We start from the raw sequence: 18,612 nt of genomic DNA, 5'->3' as shown, positions 1-18,612 counted from the left end.
ATGTTCGCCACGCATGATCTGATCGCGATTGCGGAGAATCTTTCACGTTTCGATGCCTGGATTGGAGATCCCTCGATGTTTCGTCGCACAGCGATCGCCGCCGCCATACTCATCACGGTGGCCCTGGTCGGCGGTCCACCCGCGTCCGCCGCACCCGCCCAGGTCGCCAGCCTGCCCACCGCGGCGGTCGCGCTCGGCGACAGCTTCGTCAGCGGCGAGGGCGCCGGCGCCTACGCCCCGGTCGCCGACGTCAACGGCGTCGCGCAGAACTTCCCCGGCTGGTCCGCGCCGAACAGCAACGCCTACTTCTGCCACCGCTCGGCAAACGCCTCCCTGCACCAGGCGAACCTGCCGGGCATCCAGGCCAGGTTCAACCTCGCCTGTTCCGGCGGCCGGCCCTACGACATCACCAGCGCGTCCAACACCCGCGACAAGGGCCGTACGGTCAAGTCACAGCTCGACCAGCTGCGGGCCGTCGGGCAGACCCACGACATCGACCTGGTCCTGATCGGGCTCGGCTCCAACAACAGCTCGTTCACCTTCGGCGACGTGGCGACCAAGTGCGCCAACCGGTTCATCGCCGACGCCTGGACCGGCTGGTGGGAGTTCTGGGCCTACCTCGGCGGCCCGGTCGAGCAGGCCCCCTGCGCCTCCGGCGACCTGGCCACCGACGCCCAGATGGCCGCGGCCGCGGCCGAGACGACCACCGCGATCCGGGCCCTGCTCACCACGCTCGCCGAGATCGACGCCGACGGGCAGCACCGGGTGGTCTTCCAGGACTACACCAACCCGCTGCCGTTCGACCTGAACTCCGCCTACCACAAGGCCGACGGCCGCGACGACAGCCGGGACAAGTTCCGCGACCTCGGCGCCGTACGGTACGCCGCCGGCTGCCCGATCCACCGGGCCAGCCTGTCCGCCGGCCACATCTTCTCCGGCAACCTCGGCAACCTGGTCCGCTCGGCGCACACCACGCTGTCGGCCGAGTTCCCCGGCGCCGACCTGGTCTACCTCAACGTGCAGCGGGCCTTCGACGGCGCCCGGCTGTGCGAGAACACGGGCAGCCCGACCGGCACCCTGGCCACGCCGATCCGGCTGATGGACGGGCCGACCGGGTCCTTCGTCACCAGCCTCTCCGGCAAGGACAAGATCGCGATCCAGCGGATCGCCAACGCCTGCGTCACGTACTTCCAGACCTGCCAGGAGTCGTGGCACCCGAACGCCGCCGGACACGCCGTACTCGGGCAGTGCCTCTCCGGCGCGGCGGCGACCGCCAACCGTACGGTCGCCTGCGTCCGCTCCGGCAACGGAACGATCACCGTGAGCTGACCGCCGGACGACGACGGGCCCGCGCCGATCCCCGGCGCGGGCCCGTCGCGTTCCGGCGGTGTGTTCCGCGCGCCCGTGGGTACGCGAGCCGCCGGCGGGCGGACACGGACGCGGGGCGGTCGGATGGGCAGCGACGGGCGGGACGGGAACGCCCCGGCCGCCAGCCCGCTCAACCCGGACGCCGAGTTTCCCGCCCTGACCGACAACGAACGGGCCGCCCTGCACCGCATCGGCGAACAGTGGACGGCCACCGTCCCCGGCCGCGCCGGCCGCGACGCCCCCATGCCGGTCGACCCGGCGCTCGGCCTCGCCCCCGACACCCGACCCAGCCGGCTCGCCCGGCTGGCGCCGATCCGGCTCTTCCGGGCCGCGCCGGACCACCCCGGACGTGACGAGCTGGTGACCACCACGCCGGCCCCCGCGCCCGACTCGGCGGCCGGCCGGGCGCTGGTCCGCCTCCGCCGGCTCGTCCTCGGCCCGCCGCTGGCCAGCACCGCCCTCGTCCGCGAGCGCATGCGCAAGCTGGTGGCGCTGCCGGTGCTCTCCTCCGACCTGCTGTCCTCGGTCGCGTACGGCCCCGAGGCCATGCTCACCGTGCTGGCGCTCGCCGGCACCGCCGCCCTCGGCCTGTCGCTGCCGCTGGCCGCCGCGCTGATCGGCCTCATGATCGTGGTCGGGGTCTCCTACCGGCAGACGATCCCGGCCTACGCCCACGGCGCCGGCTCCTACCTCGTCGCCAGCGACAACCTCGGCCACCGGGCCGGCCTCACCGCCGGCGTCGGGCTGATGACCGACTACATCCTGACCGTGTCCGTGTCGGTCGCGGCCGGCGTGCACACGGTCACCTCGGCGGTCCCCGCCCTCGCCCCGTTCACCGTGCCGCTCGGGCTGCTGTTCATCGGCGTACTGGTCGCCGGCAACCTGCGCGGGATCCGCGCCGCCGGCAACCTGTTCGCCGCACCCACCTACATCTTCGTCCTCGCGATCGCCGCGCTCGTCGCGTTCGGGCTGGCCGACGCCGCCGGGCGCGGCTTCACGCCGGTGCCGCCGCCACCGGTCGCCGCCGCCGAAGGGCTCGGCCTGCTGCTGGTCCTGCGGGCGTTCTCGTCCGGCGCCACGTCGATGACCGGGATCGAGGCGATCTCCAACGCGGTGCCGATCTTCCGCCCGGTCGAGTGGCGCAACGCCCGCACCACGCTGACCTGGATGATCTTCATGCTGGTCGTACTGTTCGCCGGGCTGATCGTGCTGTTCCACCTCAACGGGCTGGTCCCCCGCGCCGACGAGACGCTGCTGTCCCAACTCGCCCGCACCACGTTCCCCACCGGCCCCTGGTATCTGCTCGTCCAGGCGGCCACCGCGCTGATCCTGATGTTCGCCGCGAACACCGCGTTCAACGACCTGCCCCGGCTGCTGTTCTTCGTGGCCCGCGACGGCTACGCCCCCCGCCGCTTCCTGCACATGGACGACCGGCTGGCATTCGGCAACGGCATCCTGCTGCTCGCCGGCACGTCGGCGCTCATCTTCGTCGCCTTCCGGGGACACACCGAATCGCTGATCCCGCTGTACGCCGTCGGGGTGTTCCTGGCCTTCACGCTGTCGCAGGTCGGCATGGTCGTGCACTGGCGGCGGCACCGGGAGCGGCACTGGACCCGCAAACTGGCCCTCAACGCCACCGGTGCGGTGGCCTGCGCGCTGGTGCTGGTCACCGCGGCGGTCACCAAGTTCACCGAGGGCGCCTGGGTCGTGGTGGTCGCCATCCCGCTGATGGTCCTCGGGGCGCTGCGGATCCGGGCACACTACGACGCGGTACGGGCCGCGCTGACGCCGCGACCGCCCGGGCCGGGCCCCTCCCCCGACGGGGACACGGCCACGGACCGGGCCGGATCCACGGACCGGGCCGAATCCACGGACCGGGCGGCGGCCACCGACCGGGCGGCCGGGCCGGAGGCCGAGGAGGTGCCGCGACAGGTCCGACACCTCGTCGTCGTACCGGTGCTGCGGCTGGATCTGGCCGCCCTGCGGGCACTGGCGTACGCCGCCTCGCTCGGACAGCCGTGCCTCGCCGTACACATCAGTCCCGACGACGGCGAAGCCGACCGGTTCCGCGCCGAATGGCAGGCGTGGGGCGACCACCTGCGGCTCGAGGTCGTCGTGTCGCCGTACCGGGCGGTCATCGCCACCCTCGTCGGCTACCTGGAGGCGCTGCGCGCACTGCGCCCCGACGTCGCGTTGACGGTCGTGGTGCCGGAGATCGTGGTACGCCGGCGGTGGCACCGGCTGCTGCACGGCGGTACCCCGCGCCGGCTGCGCCGGGCCCTGCGCGGCCGGCCCGGGCTGGTGATCACCAGCGTGCCGATCCACATCACCCGCTGACCGGCCGGCGGCTACCGTACATCGTCGTGGGAAGACGGACGGGCCGGACCCGGCAGGACGGCGTCGAGCAGGTCGTCGACCTCGGGATGGCCGAACTTCGGCCGGACCCGCAGCGCCCGACCGGGGTCACGCTGCTCGTCGACGGCGTACCCCAGTCGTACGTCGACCGCACCGACCCGACCTACCTGCACTTCGACTACGTACGCCGGATCGCCTCGGTCGTCGACGCCGTCGCCCCGGCCGGCGCGCCGCTGCGGGTGCTGCACCTCGGCGGCGGCGCGCTGACCCTGCCCCGTTACGTCGCCGCCACCCGCCCCGGCTCGGCGCAACTCGTGGTCGAGCGCGACGCCGCCCTGGTCGAACTGGTCGGCCGCACCCTGCCGCTGCCCGCCGGCCACGACGTCCGGATACGCGTCGGCCACGCCCGCGACGTGGTCGACTGGTTGGCCGACGGGCCGTTCGACCTGGTCGTCGGCGACGTCTACCGGGGCGCCCGGCTGGCCGGCGGGGTCGGGACCGCCTCGTTCGCCACCGGGCTGCGCCGGATACTGGCGCCCGACGGCGTCTACACCCTCAACGTCACCGACCTGCCTCCGCTGGTCCTCTCCCGGGTGCAGGCGGCCACCCTGCGCGCCGCCTACGGCGACGTGTGCGTGGTCGCCGCCCGCACGATGCTGCGCGGGCGGCGGTACGGCAACGTGGTGCTGGCCGCGGCCGCCGCCGCGGGGCGGCTGCCGGTCGACCGGCTCGTCCGGGCGGCGCTACGCGACCCGGTACCCGGCATCGTGCTGCACGGCCCGTCGCTCGACGACTTCACCGCACACACCCACCCGTCCCCCGACTGACCCGATGCCCCCTGCCCCCGCGCCCCCCTGCCCACGCACACCACTGCCCACGCCCCGGCCCACGCACCACTGCGAGAACGGGGTACGGCTGGCTTCCCGCGCCCGCGTGGCGGGCCGCGATGGGCCTGGCCCGTCGATCAAGGAGCAAACGTGGTCGCGGCGGGGCGGAATGTCCGCCAGATCCCCTCGATCGACGGACCGGGAGGGGGTGGCACGGTTCACCCGGCCCGGACGGGAACGGGGCGCCGCACGGCAGGGGCATGGGCTGGTGGTGAGCGTCCGGCGGCGGCGGGATGGGGTCGCTGTCTGGGTCCACAGCGTTTTCGCTGTGGATACGCCGAATTCGCTGTGGCGCCCGACAGTGACATCCCCGCCCCGACGTTCGACGCCCGGCAACCGGCTTCCTGCCGGGTCACCTCGACCCGGCGGTCTGCGCCGAAGCGGCAGGCGGCGACCGGCCCGCCCGGTCGTCTACGTCGGCGCCGCATCATCGGCCCGCTGTGATCGTCTGCGGTTCCGGCACTCGACACGCCGGGACCGCAACGCCTGAGCCGCAGACGATCACGCCAACGATCCCGCCGCCGGCCGAAGAGACGCACCACGCGGCAACCAGAGGCCCGTCCCGAAACGCTTTGTCCTTGATCGACGCGCCTGCCTCGGCCAAGGTGCCCGCCCGCCCGAGGCAGGCACGGAGCCGGAGGGATCAGTCCCAGTCGGCCTGCGGCACGGCGACGACGACGCGGTGGTTGGCGTACTCGGTCTGGGTCCACAGGTAGTCGGCGACGCCCTCGGTGGGGTCGTACCAGTACGACAGGTCCTCCGGCCCGAACGCCCAGGTGTACGACGCGGTCCGGCCGGTGCCGCTGTTCCAGTGCCGCAGCGTGCCGAAGTGCGACGCCACGGTGCCGCCCCGGCAGCCGTTGCTGCTGCCGAACCAGTATTTTCCGTTGTACGCCGCGACGCCCTGCATCTGCCGGTAGCCGGTGTTCCAGGCGGCGGTCGCGGTGACCGTACGCCCGTCGGCGCCGGTCGTCAGCTTCGAGTCGGCGCCGAGCGGGAAGCGGACCAGCCGGGAGGCGGTCGCGGCGGTGGCGGCGTCCTCGGCGTACTCGCCGACGACCAGGGCCCGGTTGGCGGCGGCCGGGCCGCGGTCCACGGTCAGGAACGAGAACCGCAGGTCGTTGGTGCCGGTCGGCCGGACCCGACCCACCTGCGGCATGACGTAGCGGTAGTCGAAGGCGTGGTAGCTGCCGTCCGACTGCCGCCCGACGGCATTGGCGAGCCCGGTCGAGACCTCGTAGATGCGTTCGAAGTCGAAGACCCGGAAGCCGCCCCGGGTGTCGGCGACGTAGAGGTGCTGGCCGTACCAGCCGATGCCGCCGGCGTGCAGCGACTCGCCGTTGCTGCTCAGCAGCGGCTTGTACGTCCCCCGCCCGGCACTGTCCACGGTGGGCTCGACCAGCAGCAGGTGGCGGTAGGTGTTGGCGAAGTCGGCGTCCCAGTCGACCAGCGACAGTCGTACGCCCTTGATCGGCAGGCGGGCGGACTGCGGCACCTCGGGGTCGCGCGGGCAGCGCCCGTCGAGGGTCACCCCGGTCCCCTTGTGGTACGCGGCCGAGGCGACCAGTTGGCGTCCGGCGTAGTGGCCGCCGTCGACGGCCTCCCGGGTGGTGGTCAGCCCCTGCGGGTACCACTGGGCGGTGGCGTCGTCACCGTCGTTCCAGCAGAAACCGATCGTGTCGGCGCCGGAGCGGTCCCGCAGCGCCTGCCACGTCGACTGGTTGCACAGCGCGGTGCGGTCCCGGTTGGCCGTGTCCATCACCTGCGGGACGCTGCGCCGCCGCCCGGCCAGCGCGGTGTCCAGCGCGGCCAGCGCCGGGGTGAAGGCGGTGAAATCCTGGTCGAGGGTGAACCTGGCCGGATTCAGCGTCGCCGGGGCGGCCAGGGCGGGGGTGGGCACCGCGAGTGCGGCACCGGTGACCGCCAAAACCGTCACGGCGGCCGCTACAGGTCGAAAACGCATCCACGCATCTTAATGCGGGGCGGGCTACTCCCCCCGCCCCGACCGCCCCGCTGATCAGGAGTTGTCGTCCCCGGATCGGGGCGGAATGCCCGAAGCATCCCCTTGATCGCGCCGCGAGTCGCGCCGATCCGGGGCGGGGCGCCGACGCGGGGGTTACGGGAGGACGATCGCGGTGATCAGGAGGCCGTCGGAGATCAGGTAGCGGCCGGTGAAGGTGCTGACCGGGGCGCCGGCAACCACCGGGCCCGGGACCAGCAGCCGGGCGGTGAACGTCTCGGCGTCGGCGTCGAACACGATCTCCGCCTCCTCGAACCCGAGCCACCTGCCGGTCAGCGGGAACCAGGTCTTGTAGACCGACTCCTTGGCGCTGAACAGCAGCCGGTCCCACCAGACCTCCGGGCGGCCCGCGCCGAGTTCGGCGAGGCGCTTGCGCTCCTCCTCGAGCGAGACCGCGTCGAGCACCCCGGACGGCAGGGCCTCGTGCGGTTCGGCGTCGATGCCGACCGAGGCGATGTCACCGGTGCGGGCGAGGGCCGCGGCCCGGTAGCCGGCGCAGTGCGTCATGCTGCCGAGCACCCCGGCCGGCCAGCCGGGCGCGCCCCGCTCGCCGGGCACGATCGGCGCCGCCGGCAACCCGAGGGTGGCGAGCGCGCCGCGGGCGCAGTGCCGGACCGTGGTGAACTCCCGCCGCCGCTTGTCGACGGCGCGGGCGACCGCCGCCTCCTCCTCGGGGAAGAGGACGACGCCCGGCGGATCGTCGAACGCCTCGACGGCCACCACGGTCGACGGCAGGATCCGCTCGATCACGTCACTGTCCTTCGTACGGCAGGATCTGGCGCGGTGCCGGCGGGGTCGGCCCGCGGTGCTTCCACTCCCGCGGGTAGCCGACCGACACCTCCTGGAAGCGCACCCCGTCGTGCCAGGTGGTGCGCGGGATGTGCAGGTGCCCGTAGACCATCGCGGCGGTGCGGTATCGGGTGTGCCAGTCGGCGGTCAGGTCGGTGCCGCACCACTGGGCGAACTCCGGGTAGCGCAGGATCCGGGTCGGCTCGCGGACCAGCGGGTAGTGGTTGACGAACACGATCGGCAGGTCGGGGTGCTCGCGTTCGTCGAGCCGGCGCAGCGTCTCGTCGACCCGCGCCCGGCACCAGTCGTCCCGGGTCGGGTACGGGTCCGGGTGCAGCATGACCTCGTCGGTGCACACGATCCCGGTCTCGTACGCGTACGCCAGCGACTCCCGCTTGTCGCGGGTGTGCTCGGGGCGCCACGTGTAGTCGTAGAGCAGGAACATCGGCACGATCAGCACCGGCCCGCCGGGGCCGTTCCAGATCGGGTACGGGTCTTCGGGCGTGACGACGCCGAGCCGGCGGCACAGCTCGACCAGGTGCTCGTAGCGCTGCACACCCCGGGCCTGCACCGGGTCCTCGCGGGGCGTCCACAGCTCGTGGTTGCCGGGGACCCAGACGACCTTGGCGTAGCGCCGGGCCAGCACGGTCAGCGTCCATTCGACGTCGGCGACCTGCTCGGCGATGTCACCGGCGATGAGCAGCCAGTCGGCGGGCGACTCCGGCCGCAGCCCGGCGACGTGGTCCCGGTTTTCCTGGTAACCGATGTGCAGGTCGCTGATGGCCATCAGCTTGCCCGCCGGGGGCGGGGTCGTCGGCGAGGTCAGGACTCGACCCACCCGTGCGTCTGGGCCAGCCCGGTGACCCGCTGCCGGATCAGCGCGATCTGGCTGCCGGTCAGCGACGGCACCTCGTCGATCAGCAACTCGGTCAGCTCGTTGCGGAACTCGTCGGCGGAGAGCACGTCGCACAGCCCGTCGTCGTCCTCGCCGTTCGCCGTCTTTCCGGCGAAGCGGGCCTCGACGGTCTTCGCCACCGCCGGCCGCCGGGGGGTGCGGTCCAGCACCCGGACCGACGACGCCTTGAGCCCCCGCTCGCCCTCCTCGAGGTCGAACTCGACCGCGACCCCGGGGCGGATCAGGTATTTCTCGTCCCGCAGGTCGTTGGCGTGCAGGAAGACGTCTTCCCCGCCGGAATCCGGCGCGATGAACCCGTATCCACGCGTCTCGTCGAATCGCAGAACCTTGCCGACAGCCACCGCTTTGCCACCCACCCTCTACACCCGAACATCCGCATCGGTGCGATACAGCTTAGGGGGTCAGGGCCCGTACCGCGTCCCGGGTCGCGGCGACCGCCGGGTGGCCGGCACCGCCCGGGACACGGCCGAGCCGGTGGTCGAGGGCGGTGTGCCGGCGTCCGGCGCCGACGGTACGCACGGCGGCGGCGAGCGCCCGCCGCGACCCGACCAGTACGACGATCTTCCGGGCCCGGGTGATGGCGGTGTAGAGCAGGTTGCGTTGCAGCATCATCCACGCGCTGGTGGTCAGCGGTACGACGACCGCCGGGTATTCCGAGCCCTGCGAGCGGTGGATCGTCATCGCGTACGCGTGCGACAGCTCGTCGAGTTCGTCGAAGTCGTAGTCGACGAGTTCGTCCTCGTCGGTGCGTACCTGGAGGGTCTGGTCCTCGGTCGACAGGGCGGTGATGACGCCGAGGGTGCCGTTGAAGACCCCGGCCACGCCCTTGTCGTAGTTGTTTCTGATCTGGGTGACCTTGTCGCCGATCCGGAAGATCCGGCCGCCGGAGCGGCGTTCGGGCAGTCCCTCACGGCCCGGGGTCAGCTTCTGCTGGAGCAGTCCGTTGAGGGCGCCGGCGCCGGCCGGGCCACGGTGCATCGGGGTGAGGACCTGGATGTCGCGGCGCGGGTCGAGGCCGAACTTCTTCGGCATCCGCTCGCAGGCGACGTCGACGGCCAGGGTCGCGGTCGCCTCGGTGTCGTCGCACGGGAAGAGGAAGAAGTCGGTCAGCCCCTGGGTGACCGGCGGCCGGCCGGCGTTGATCCGGTGGGCGTTGGTGACCACGCCGGACTGCTGCGCCTGGCGGAAGATCTGGGTCAGCCGTACCCGGGGGACGGGCGCGGCGGCGAGCAGGTCGCGCAGCACCTCGCCGGCGCCGACCGACGGCAACTGGTCGACGTCGCCGACCAGCAGCAGGTGCGCCCCGGGCGGTACGGCCCTGACCAGCTTGTTGGCCAGGATCAGGTCGAGCATCGACGCCTCGTCGACGACCAGCAGGTCGACGTCGAGCGGGTTGTCGCGGTCGAAGCTGGGGTCGCCACCGGGCCGGAGCTGGAGCAGCCGGTGGACGGTGGCGGCCGGGTGCCCGGTCAGGTCGGCGAGCCGTTTCGCCGCCCGGCCGGTCGGCGCGACCAGGGTCACCTTGGCCTTCTTGGCCACGGCGAGGGTGACGATGGAGCGTACGGTGAAGCTCTTGCCGCAGCCGGGACCGCCGGTCAGGACCGCGACCTTCGACGTCAGCGCCAGCCGCACCGCCTGTTCCTGCTCGGGTGCCAGGTCGTTGCCGGTCCGGGTACGCAGCCAGGCCAGCGCCCGGTCCCAGTCGACGTCGGCGAAGGCGGGCATCCGGTCGGCGCGGTCACGCAGCAGCCGGGTCAGGGTGCCGGCCAGTGACGTCTCGGCCCGGTGGAACGGCACCAGGTAGACGGCGTCGACCGGCCCGCCGTCGGGTCCGGGGACCGGCTCGCGGACCACACCCTCCTCGGCGACCAGGTCGTCGAGGCAGCCGGTGACGAGGTCGGCGGGTACGTCGAGGATCTTCGCGGCGTCGGCGACCAGGTCGGGCGCGGGCAGGTAGCAGTGCCCGTCGTCGGTCGCCTCGGACAGCGTGTACTGCAGGCCGGCCTTGACCCGCTGCGGGCTGTCGTGCGGGATGCCGACCGCCCGGGCGATGGTGTCGGCGGTCTTGAAGCCGATCCCCCACACCTCGGCCGCCAGCCGGTACGGGTCGTCGCGGACGACCGCGATCGACTCGTCGGCGTACTTCTTGTAGATGCGTACGGCCAGCGAGGTGGAGACGCCGACCCCCTGAAGGAAGATCATCACCTCCTTGATCGCCTTCTGTTCCTCCCACGCGGCGATGATCTTCGCGGTGCGTTTCGGGCCGAGTCCCGGCACCTCGACCAGCCGGGCCGGGGTCTGCTCGATCACGTCGAGGGTGTCGAGTCCGAAGTGGTCGACGATCCGCTCGGCGAAGACCGGACCGATCCCCTTGATCAGGCCCGATCCGAGGTAGCGACGCAGCCCCTGCACCGTGGCCGGCAGCACCGTCGTGTACGACTCGATCTCGAACTGGCGGCCGTACTTCGGGTGGCTCGACCAGCGGCCGACCAGCCGCAGGCTCTCCCCCGGCTGCGCGCCGAGCAGCGCCCCGACCACGGTCAGCAGGTCGGCGCCGCGGCCGGTGGCGACCCGGGCGACGGTGTAACCGGTCTCCTCGTTGACGTATGTGAACCGCTCCAGCACCGCCTCCAGCACGGCCCCGCGCGGCGGACCGGCCGGCGGGGCGGAGGATCCGGACGTACGGGGCGGCGACGTGGTCACGGCGACATGCTGCCGGCTACCCCTGACATCCGCCAAGCCGATGCCGCCCACCGGCGCACGGGCCACGGGGTGCCGGCCTCGTTCCCGGCCGGGGCCGTGCCGGGATCTTCGCGCATGATTCCGGAGTCACCCCGAAAAAGCGGTCAGATCCTGTCCGCTTCCGCTGCGAGGCTTGTCCTCGTGCCAGCCGACGAGAACGACCACGAGGACGCGCGATGACCGTACTGGACACCAGGGCGCTCAACCGCGCGACACTCGCCCGGCAGTTGCTGCTCGACCGCGCCGACCTGCCCGTACACGACGCCGTCGCGCACCTCTGCGGCCTCCAGGCACAGGAACCGCAGGAACCGTTCGTCGGGCTCTCGTCACGGCTGCGCGCGTTCGACCCGGCGGACCTCTCGGAACTGCTGACCGGACGGCGCGTGGTGCGGGTCCACCTCATGCGCCGCACCGTCCACCTCGTCACCGCGCAGGACGCCCTGGCCTGGCGGGCCCGGCACGCCGCCATGCTGCGCCAGCAGGTGCTCGGCGTCTACCGCCGCGAACTCGACGGAATCGATCTCGACGAACTCGCCGCGGCGGGCCGGGCGGTGCTGGCCGACGGCGAGCCCCGCTCGATGGCCGAGGTCGTACGGGTGCTCGCCGGGCGCTGGCCGACACCGGGCCACCGGGCCCTGGGTGAGATGGTCGTCGCCGCCCTCGTACCGGTGGCGCAGATGCCGCCGCGCGGGCTGTGGCGTACGAAGGCGGGAGTACGCAACGTACTGCTCTCCTCGTGGCTCGGGCGCGAGATCGATCCACTGGCGCAGGACGGCACCGATCCCGTCGGCGAGGCGCTGGTACGGCGCTACCTCGCCGCGTACGGCCCGGCGACCGCCGGCGACCTGCGCGCCTGGTGCGGCCTGGCCGGGCTGCCGGCCGCGGTGGCCGCGATCCGCGAGGAGCTGGTGACCTTCCGCGACGAGCGCGGACGCAAACTGCTCGACCTGCCCGACGCACCGCGCCCCGACCCCGACACGCCGGCCCCGGTGCGGTTCCTGCCCGCGTTCGACAACGCGATCCTCGGCTACCAGGACCGCAGCCGGATCATCGACGACGTCCACCGGGGGCTGTCGGTGGCCGGCGAGCGCGTCGTTCTGGTCGACGGCCGGGTCGCCGCCACCTGGACCGTCGAGGCGGGCACCGTGGTCGTCACCCCGCTACGCCGCTTCTCGCGGGCCGACCGCGCCGCCGTCGGCGAGCAGGGGCGGGAGGTGGCGGCGTTCCTGTCCGACGACGAGAGCCACCGGGTACGGGTCGCCGCCTCTCCCGCGTGAGCGGCACCCCGCTCGGCTTCCCGTCGCGGCAACTGTGCGATCGCACCGCCACGTGTCACCCGCAACCACTTCCTTGACGTCGGGAAGTGGCCACTCGTCGAATTGTCGCCGCAGCGCCTCCAGGTCGCCGGCCCAGTCGGACAGGTTCAGCCTCGGACGCTCATCAGTAGCGGAAATTACGGAAGTCCGTTTCCTCCCACTCCTCCTGGTTGTGTTTGTGGAGCACGCCCCCGACCCGGGTCAGCAGGAGAACGTCGTTGTTCACCAGAAGTGCCGCATCCTCCGCCGTGCCACCGAGCACCTTGGCCACCGTCCCCAGCATGTTGGGCCTACCCAGGTCGCTCAGGGTGTCCTTGCGCATGTGGAAGGCGAGTGCGACATATTCTTCCGGCTCCCACAGCCACCGGGTACCGCGGTCGGCCCGAGCCTCGTAATAGCCCTGCCGCCCGCCGTAGATGGTCACCGAATACCCGTCCCGTTCGGGCTGCCCACCGGCCAGAAGGCGCCCGTACCCGGTCCGGGCCGGCCGCTCCGCGACCGTCACGGCGGCCAGTTCACCGACCCGTTCCAACGGCATGTCCGTCGCCAGGGCCAACAGATAATCGATCGACACAACCAATCTCTCCTCAGTCCGTCCGCAGGATCTGCACGATCGAACCATCCCGTTTCACTGCGACCACTTCCTTGAGATCGACCACAGGCCAGTCATCGAACTGTCTTTGCAGGTCGACCAGACGACCGCGCCGGTCCGCGAGATGGACTGCCACACGCTGGGTCTGTTCCTCCCTGACCTTCCTGACCACCGCAGTCCAGACACCCCGAACGGAGGTTTCCGCCTCCGGGGCATAACAGTCGAAGACATGCCCTTCGACCAGGTAGTCGGGTGCCTTCTCCGGATTACCGGTGTCCCCGGTACTTCGTCGGGCCTCCGCGACCGCCACCCGCGTCGGGTTCTGGTGGACCAGGTAGCCCCGATCGGCCAAGACATCGGCGCACTCGTTTTCCAGTTCGTACGAACGCCGTTCCCGCGGTTTCTCCTTCGGAGAGATGCTGGTACGGGGACCGGTCGGTTGCCGCCGGGAACGCCGGGTTGCCGGCCGGGACCACGGCACCCCGGCGGCCGGGTGTGGAGTCGAGCCGGCAGGGCTGGCCGGTGTGGGTCCGCCAGCCCCGGTCAGTTTCCCGCCGCGCCCAGCCGCCGGGCCTCCGCGATCGCCGCCGCCACCTGCTCGCCGGCGGTGGCGACACGCTGGCCGAGCTGGCCCAGCACCTCCCGGATGCCGCCCAGCGCCGACAGCAGCGGACCGGGGTCGCCGCCACGCAGGACCATCGCGACCAGTCGCTGCGCCTCGCCGACCTGGCCGGCGGTGGCGGTCACCGCGTCGCGGGCGGTGGCCAGTTCCCCCTGCACCGACCCCAGTACCGAGATCGTCTCCTCGGAGGAGGCCTGCCGTGGTACGGCCGCGCAGGCCGTCGCCGCCTGGCCGAACGTTTTCCCGATGCCGGACAAGCCACTCTGGATACTGCCGATCGTGGACCGTACCTGCGCCATGCCGGCCGCGACCGCGATGAACCCGGCGGCGGTGGCCCGTACGGCCGCCTCCTGCGCCCGGTTGTCGGCCGTCGCGGCCAGGTTGTGCGCCGCCTCGACCCCCGCTGCCAGAGCCCGCAGCTCATCAGTGATCTTCTCGACCTGCGACACGCGATCCACCCCCGACGGTTCCAGCCTCCGGGCTACAACGTATCCGGCGACACCCGCCCCGTCTCGCGCCGCGCCCCGTCTCGCGGGGCGCGGCCGCGGTGATCGTCTGCTGTTCCGCAGCCTCGGGCACGGCGTGCCGAACGGCGGAACAGCAGACGATCTTCAGGGGCCGGGCGGGCCGGCCCCGTCCGGGTCAGACGTTGGCGATCAGGACCGCCGGTTGTTCGACGCAGTCGGCGACGAAACGCAGGAAGCCGCCGGCCACACCACCGTCGCAGACCCGGTGGTCGAACGTGAGGCTGAGCTGGCCGACCTTGCGTACGGCCAACTGCCCGTCGACCACCCACGGCTTGTCTACGATGCGGCCGACGCCGAGCAGCGCCGCCTCCGGGTGGTTGATGATCGGCGTCGAACCGTCCACACCGAACACCCCGTAGTTGTTCAGCGTGAACGTGCCGCCGGTCAGCCGCGCCGGCGGCAGCGTGCCGGCCCGCGCGTCGGCCGTCGTACGCGCCAGTTCGGCCGCGAGTTCCGTCGTGGTCATCCGGTGGGCGTCGGCGATCACCGGCACGACCAGCCCACGGTCGGTCTGCGCGGCGATGCCGAGGTGCACCCGGCCGGAGCGGACGATCTCGCCACGCCCGGTGTCGACGCGCGAGTTCAGGTCCGGGTAGCGCCGCAGCCCGGCCAGGCAGACCCGGGCCAGCAGCGCGAGTACGCTCACCGGCTGCTCCGGGTTCGCCGCGTTGATCGCCGCCCGGGTGTCGAGCAGGCCGGTCGCGTCGACGTCGACCCAGATGGTGACGTCGGGGATCTCCCGCCGGCTGCGGGACAGCTTGTCGGCGACCGCCTTGCGTACCCCGCGCAGCGGAACGACCACGTCGTCCTCCGCCGCCCCGGAAACGGCCGCGACGGCGGGCGCGGCTGCGGGCGTCGGGGCCGAGGGGGCTGCCGCCAACACGGTCGAAGACGACGCCGCGGTCGACGCCTCCTCGACGTCGGCCCGGCGGACGATGCCACCCGGCCCCGTGCCGCGCACCGTGGTCAGGTCGATGCCGCGTTCCCGCGCCAGCCGCCGCACCAGCGGCGAAATCACCAACGCCGCACCAGCCCCCGCCCCGACCGAAGCCGCGCCGACCCTCACCGCCCCAGCCCCCGCCGCGTCGATCGAGGAGAAGTCGTGGCCGGGAGCGGACGAATCCCCCACGATTTCCCCTTGATCAACGCGCGGCCCGGCGCTCGACCCCATGCGCGGCGCGGTGCTCGACCCGGCGCTCGACCCCGCGCGAAACCCGGCGCTCGACCCCACGCCCGCCCCGGCGCCCGCCCCGACGGGGGGCGTGCCGACGCGGCGACGGCGGCGGGTGTTCGGGGCGTGGCCGGTGCCGTAGCCGATCAGGACGTTGCCGGACCCGGCCCGTTCCTGTTCCCGGTACGCCGCGTGGCCGGGCGGCTCGGGCCGCCCGTCGCCCGGCAGTCCGGCGTCCGGTGATCCGCCGGCCACGTCGAGCGGGGCGATGGTGACCAGCGGCTGGCCGACCGGCCGGCTCTCCCCCGCCGTCCCGTGCAGGGCGACGACCCGGCCGGCGTACGGGCACGGCACGTCGACGACCGCCTTGGCCGTCTCGACCTCGACGACGATCTGGTCCACGGTGACGGTGTCGCCGACCGCGACCCGCCACGAGACGATCTCCGCCTCGGTCAGCCCCTCCCCCAGGTCCGGCAGGTTGAAGACGCGGCTCATGCCGCCACCGCCGGCAGCCAGCGGGTGTCGGGGCGGTCGTCCCACTGCAGGCGGGCCACCGCGTCGAGCACCCGGTCGACGCCGGGCAGGTGGACGTGCTCCAGCTTCGGCGCCGGGTACGGGATGTCGAGTCCGCTGACCCGCAGCACCGGGGCGTGCAGCGAGTGGAAGCAGCGTTCCTGGACCCTGGCCGCGATCTCGGCGCCGACGCCGGCGAAGCCCTGCGCCTCCTGGATGACGACGCAGCGGCCGGTGCGGCGGACCGAGGCGGTCACCGTCTCGTCGTCGAACGGCACCAGGGTGCGGCAGTCGACGACCTCGAGGTCCCAGCCCTCGGCGACCGCCGCCTCCGCGGCCTCGAGCGCGACCGGCAGCGACGGGCCGTACGCGATCAGGGTGGCGTCGCGGCCGGGCCGGCGGACGACGGCGGTGCCGAACGGCTCGGCCCGGACCGGCAGGTCGGCGTCGGCGCTGGCGAAGTAGAGCTTCTTCGGTTCGAGGAACACCACCGGGTCCGGGTCGGCGATCGCCTCGCGCAGCAGCGAGTACGCGTCGGCGACGGTGGCCGGGGTGACGACCTTCAGCCCCGGCGTGTGGGCGTAGTACGCCTCGCTGGAGTCGCAGTGGTGTTCGACGCCGCCGATGCCGCCGGCGTACGGGACCCGGATGACGATCGGGACGCTCAGCGCGCCACGGGTCCGGTTACGGATCTTGGCGACGTGCGAGGCGATCTGCTCGAACGCCGGGTAGGCGAACGCGTCGAACTGCATCTCGACGACCGGCCGCAGGCCGGACATGGCCATGCCGACGGCGAAGCCGACGATGCCGGCCTCGGCGAGCGGGGTGTCGAAGCACCGCTCCTCGCCGAAGTCGGCGAGCAGCCCGTCGGTGATCCGGAAGACGCCGCCGAGCTGGCCGACGTCCTCGCCGAAGACGACGACGCGTTCGTCGTCGGCCATCGCGTCGCGCAGCGCGGCGTTGAGCGCCTTGGCCATGGTGAGCTTCGCCATCAGCGCTCCCCCTCACCGGCGAGTTCGGCCTCGGCCGCCAATTCGGTTTCGGCGGCAAGTTCCGCGCGGACCTGCTCGCGCTGCTCGCGCAACTGCGGCGTCGGTTCGGCGTAGACGTGGTCGAAGAGGCTGAGCGGGTCGACGGCCGGTTCCTCGGCCATCCGGGTACGCAGGTCGGCGGCGTACGCCTCGGCCCGGTCGTGCACGGCCGCCACCGCGGCGTCGTCGAGGGCGCCGACGCCCCGCAGGTACGTCTCCAGCCGGGCGATCGGGTCGCGCCCGAGCCAGGTCTCGACCTCGTCGCCGGTGCGGTAGCGGGTGGCGTCGTCGGCGTTGGTGTGCGGCTCGATCCGGTAGGTGTGCGCCTCGACGAGGTAGGGGCCGCGGCCGGCGCGGGCGTGCGCGACGGCGGCGTTCACGACCGACAGGACGGCGAGCGGGTCGTTGCCGTCGACCTGCTCGGCGGGTACGCCGTACCCGACGCCCTTGTGGGCCAGCGACGGGGCGGCGGTCTGCTTCGACAGCGGGACGCTGATCGCGTACTTGTTGTTCTGCACGAAGAAGACGACGGGCGCCTTGAAGACGGCGGCGAAGTTGACCGCCTCGTGGAAGTCGCCCTCGCTGGTGGCGCCGTCGCCGATGAAGACCAGCGCGACGGTGTCGCGGCCCTGCCGGGCCTCGCCGTACGCCAGGCCGGCGGCGTGCACGGTCTGGGTGGCGAGCGGGGTGCACTGCGGCGCGGTGCGGTGCGCGGCCGGGTCGTAGCCGCAGTGCCAGTCGCCGCGCAGCAGGGTCAGCACCTCGACCGGGTCGATGTCGCGGGACACCAGCGCCATCGACTCGCGGTAGGTGGGGAACATCCAGTCGGTGGGGCGCAGCGCCAGGACCGCGCCGACCTGGCAGGCCTCCTGGCCGCGTGACGACGGGTAGACGGCGAGCCGGCCCTGCTTGGTCAGCGCGGTGCACTGGACGTCGAAGCGGCGGCCGACCACCATCCGGCGGTGCAGTTCGACGAGCTTCGCGACGTCCGGCTGGTCGCCGGTGGGGCCGACGAGGGCGCCGGTCTCGTCGAGCAGGCGTACGGGCTCGGGGCTGGGCAGCAGGGCGGCGGCGGGGTCGGGCCGCTTGACCGTACGGCGGCTGCGCGGGGTTGTCCCGCGGACCGCCTGTCGTGTCGTCGTCACAGGGACCTCCTGGGTCGGCGTGGGCCTATGCTCACGCTGTCGGATGATTGCCTCAACCTCGCCGGAAAACGCGGGACGGATGACCGACGGGAGCCCCCTCGATGAGCCAGATGTCCGCAGATGAGAGCCAGGTCACCGCAGCACCGGGACGAACGGCACGGCCGCCGGACGACGTCGACCGGCGGCTGCTGGACGCGCTGGTCCGCGACGGCCGGGCGTCGATCCGTACCCTCGCCGAGCGGCTGCACATCTCCCGGACCAACGCGTACGCCCGGGTCGAGCGGCTGGTCCGCGACGGAGTGATCACCGGCTTCCACGCCCGGGTGGCGCCGGAGCCGGCCGGGCTGGGCACGTCGGCGTACATCGCGCTGCGGATCGAGCAGAACACCTGGCGGGAGGTGTCGGCGGCGCTGGCCCGGGTGCGCTACGTCGAGCACGCCGCGCTGCTCGGCGGCGACCACGACGTGCTGGTGCTGGTCCGGGCGCCGGACAACGCCGCGCTGCGCGACCTGGTCCTGGGCCGGGTGCAGGGCATCCCGGGTGTGCTGTCGACGACGACCTGGCTGGTCTTCGACGAGTTCGACGGCGTCGACACCCCGTGGACGTGAGGCAGCATGG

General features: G+C 72.8%; 16 protein-coding genes. 5 read left to right on the top strand and 11 right to left on the bottom strand.

Annotated elements, in window-relative coordinates:
• The first annotated feature begins 75 nt into the window (after nt 1–75).
• From AB0M79_RS24435 to AB0M79_RS24425, 3 genes are all read left to right on the top strand, one after another.
• A complete protein-coding gene (locus AB0M79_RS24435) occupies nt 76–1,329 on the top strand; it encodes a hypothetical protein (RefSeq protein ID WP_364217691.1) in 1,254 nt (417 codons plus the stop codon).
• Between the two features lie 123 nt (nt 1,330–1,452).
• Nucleotides 1,453–3,705 (top strand): APC family permease, encoded by a 2,253-nt coding sequence (locus AB0M79_RS24430; RefSeq protein ID WP_364217689.1) that lies wholly within the window; start codon nt 1,453–1,455, stop codon nt 3,703–3,705.
• A gap of 26 nt (nt 3,706–3,731) precedes the next feature.
• Nucleotides 3,732–4,550, top strand: coding sequence for a fused MFS/spermidine synthase (locus AB0M79_RS24425; protein WP_364217687.1), 819 nt, complete (start codon nt 3,732–3,734; stop codon nt 4,548–4,550).
• Nucleotides 4,551–5,253: 703 nt separating this feature from the next.
• Here the strand turns inward: AB0M79_RS24425 and AB0M79_RS24420 are convergent.
• The 5 genes from AB0M79_RS24420 to AB0M79_RS24400 all read right to left on the bottom strand — a co-directional run bounded on the left by AB0M79_RS24420 (nt 5,254) and on the right by AB0M79_RS24400 (nt 10,972).
• Nucleotides 5,254–6,573, bottom strand: coding sequence for a hypothetical protein (locus AB0M79_RS24420; RefSeq protein ID WP_364217685.1), 1,320 nt, complete (start codon nt 6,571–6,573; stop codon nt 5,254–5,256).
• Nucleotides 6,574–6,726: 153 nt separating this feature from the next.
• Nucleotides 6,727–7,380 (bottom strand): 4'-phosphopantetheinyl transferase superfamily protein, encoded by a 654-nt coding sequence (locus AB0M79_RS24415; protein ID WP_364217683.1) that lies wholly within the window; start codon nt 7,378–7,380, stop codon nt 6,727–6,729.
• A gap of 1 nt (nt 7,381) precedes the next feature.
• Entirely contained in the window at nt 7,382–8,206 is an 825-nt protein-coding gene (locus AB0M79_RS24410) for a metallophosphoesterase (protein ID WP_364217807.1), read from the bottom strand.
• Nucleotides 8,207–8,241: 35 nt separating this feature from the next.
• A complete protein-coding gene (locus AB0M79_RS24405) occupies nt 8,242–8,676 on the bottom strand; it encodes a cold shock domain-containing protein (RefSeq protein ID WP_357534754.1) in 435 nt (144 codons plus the stop codon).
• Between the two features lie 52 nt (nt 8,677–8,728).
• Nucleotides 8,729–10,972 carry an ATP-dependent RecD-like DNA helicase gene (locus tag AB0M79_RS24400; protein ID WP_364217805.1) on the bottom strand — a complete coding sequence of 748 codons (2,244 nt, stop codon included), beginning with the start codon at nt 10,970–10,972 and terminating at the stop codon, nt 8,729–8,731.
• Between the two features lie 281 nt (nt 10,973–11,253).
• On the opposite strand from AB0M79_RS24400, the gene AB0M79_RS24395 reads away from it, so the two are divergent.
• A complete protein-coding gene (locus tag AB0M79_RS24395; RefSeq protein WP_364217680.1) occupies nt 11,254–12,354 on the top strand; it encodes a winged helix DNA-binding domain-containing protein in 1,101 nt (366 codons plus the stop codon).
• Between the two features lie 163 nt (nt 12,355–12,517).
• Here AB0M79_RS24395 and AB0M79_RS24390 read toward each other — a convergent pair whose 3' ends face one another.
• The 6 genes from AB0M79_RS24390 to pdhA all read right to left on the bottom strand — a co-directional run bounded on the left by AB0M79_RS24390 (nt 12,518) and on the right by pdhA (nt 17,994).
• Entirely contained in the window at nt 12,518–12,967 is a 450-nt protein-coding gene (locus AB0M79_RS24390; RefSeq protein ID WP_364217678.1) for a SitI3 family protein, read from the bottom strand.
• A 13-nt stretch (nt 12,968–12,980) separates the two neighbouring features.
• Nucleotides 12,981–13,337: a hypothetical protein gene (locus AB0M79_RS24385; protein ID WP_364217676.1), complete on the bottom strand. Its 357-nt coding sequence runs from the start codon at nt 13,335–13,337 to the stop codon at nt 12,981–12,983.
• A 191-nt stretch (nt 13,338–13,528) separates the two neighbouring features.
• Nucleotides 13,529–14,056: a DUF6244 family protein gene (locus tag AB0M79_RS24380; protein WP_364217674.1), complete on the bottom strand. Its 528-nt coding sequence runs from the start codon at nt 14,054–14,056 to the stop codon at nt 13,529–13,531.
• Between the two features lie 193 nt (nt 14,057–14,249).
• On the bottom strand, nt 14,250–15,800 hold the full coding sequence (locus tag AB0M79_RS24375; protein ID WP_364217672.1) for a dihydrolipoamide acetyltransferase family protein: 1,551 nt from the start codon (nt 15,798–15,800) through the stop codon (nt 14,250–14,252).
• Entirely contained in the window at nt 15,797–16,810 is a 1,014-nt protein-coding gene (locus tag AB0M79_RS24370; RefSeq protein ID WP_364217670.1) for an alpha-ketoacid dehydrogenase subunit beta, read from the bottom strand. The genes AB0M79_RS24375 and AB0M79_RS24370 overlap by 4 nt, the downstream gene beginning before the upstream one ends.
• Nucleotides 16,810–17,994, bottom strand: a complete 1,185-nt coding sequence (gene pdhA, locus AB0M79_RS24365) for a pyruvate dehydrogenase (acetyl-transferring) E1 component subunit alpha (RefSeq protein WP_364217668.1) — start codon at nt 17,992–17,994, stop codon at nt 16,810–16,812. Before pdhA ends, AB0M79_RS24370 begins: the two co-directional genes overlap by 1 nt.
• Nucleotides 17,995–18,104: 110 nt before the next feature.
• Here pdhA and AB0M79_RS24360 point away from each other — a divergent pair, with 110 nt between their 5' ends.
• A complete protein-coding gene (locus tag AB0M79_RS24360; protein WP_357534744.1) occupies nt 18,105–18,602 on the top strand; it encodes an Lrp/AsnC family transcriptional regulator in 498 nt (165 codons plus the stop codon).
• Nucleotides 18,603–18,612: the final 10 nt, after the last annotated feature.

It is taken from the genome of Polymorphospora sp. NPDC051019, assembly GCF_040683055.1.
Classification (GTDB): domain Bacteria; phylum Actinomycetota; class Actinomycetes; order Mycobacteriales; family Micromonosporaceae; genus Polymorphospora; species Polymorphospora lycopeni.
This window is presented reverse-complemented; position numbering and strand designations above follow the sequence as displayed.

Coding starts and splice junctions, on each gene's coding strand:
- AB0M79_RS24435 (WP_364217691.1), top strand. CDS start 76: ATGTTTCGTCGCACAGCGATCGCCGCCGCCATACTCATCACGGTGGCC.
- AB0M79_RS24430 (WP_364217689.1), top strand. CDS start 1,453: ATGGGCAGCGACGGGCGGGACGGGAACGCCCCGGCCGCCAGCCCGCTC.
- AB0M79_RS24420 (WP_364217685.1), bottom strand. CDS start 6,573: ATGCGTTTTCGACCTGTAGCGGCCGCCGTGACGGTTTTGGCGGTCACC.
- AB0M79_RS24410 (WP_364217807.1), bottom strand. CDS start 8,206: ATGGCCATCAGCGACCTGCACATCGGTTACCAGGAAAACCGGGACCAC.
- AB0M79_RS24395 (WP_364217680.1), top strand. CDS start 11,254: ATGACCGTACTGGACACCAGGGCGCTCAACCGCGCGACACTCGCCCGG.
- AB0M79_RS24375 (WP_364217672.1), bottom strand. CDS start 15,800: ATGAGCCGCGTCTTCAACCTGCCGGACCTGGGGGAGGGGCTGACCGAG.
- AB0M79_RS24370 (WP_364217670.1), bottom strand. CDS start 16,810: ATGGCGAAGCTCACCATGGCCAAGGCGCTCAACGCCGCGCTGCGCGAC.
- AB0M79_RS24360 (WP_357534744.1), top strand. CDS start 18,105: ATGTCCGCAGATGAGAGCCAGGTCACCGCAGCACCGGGACGAACGGCA.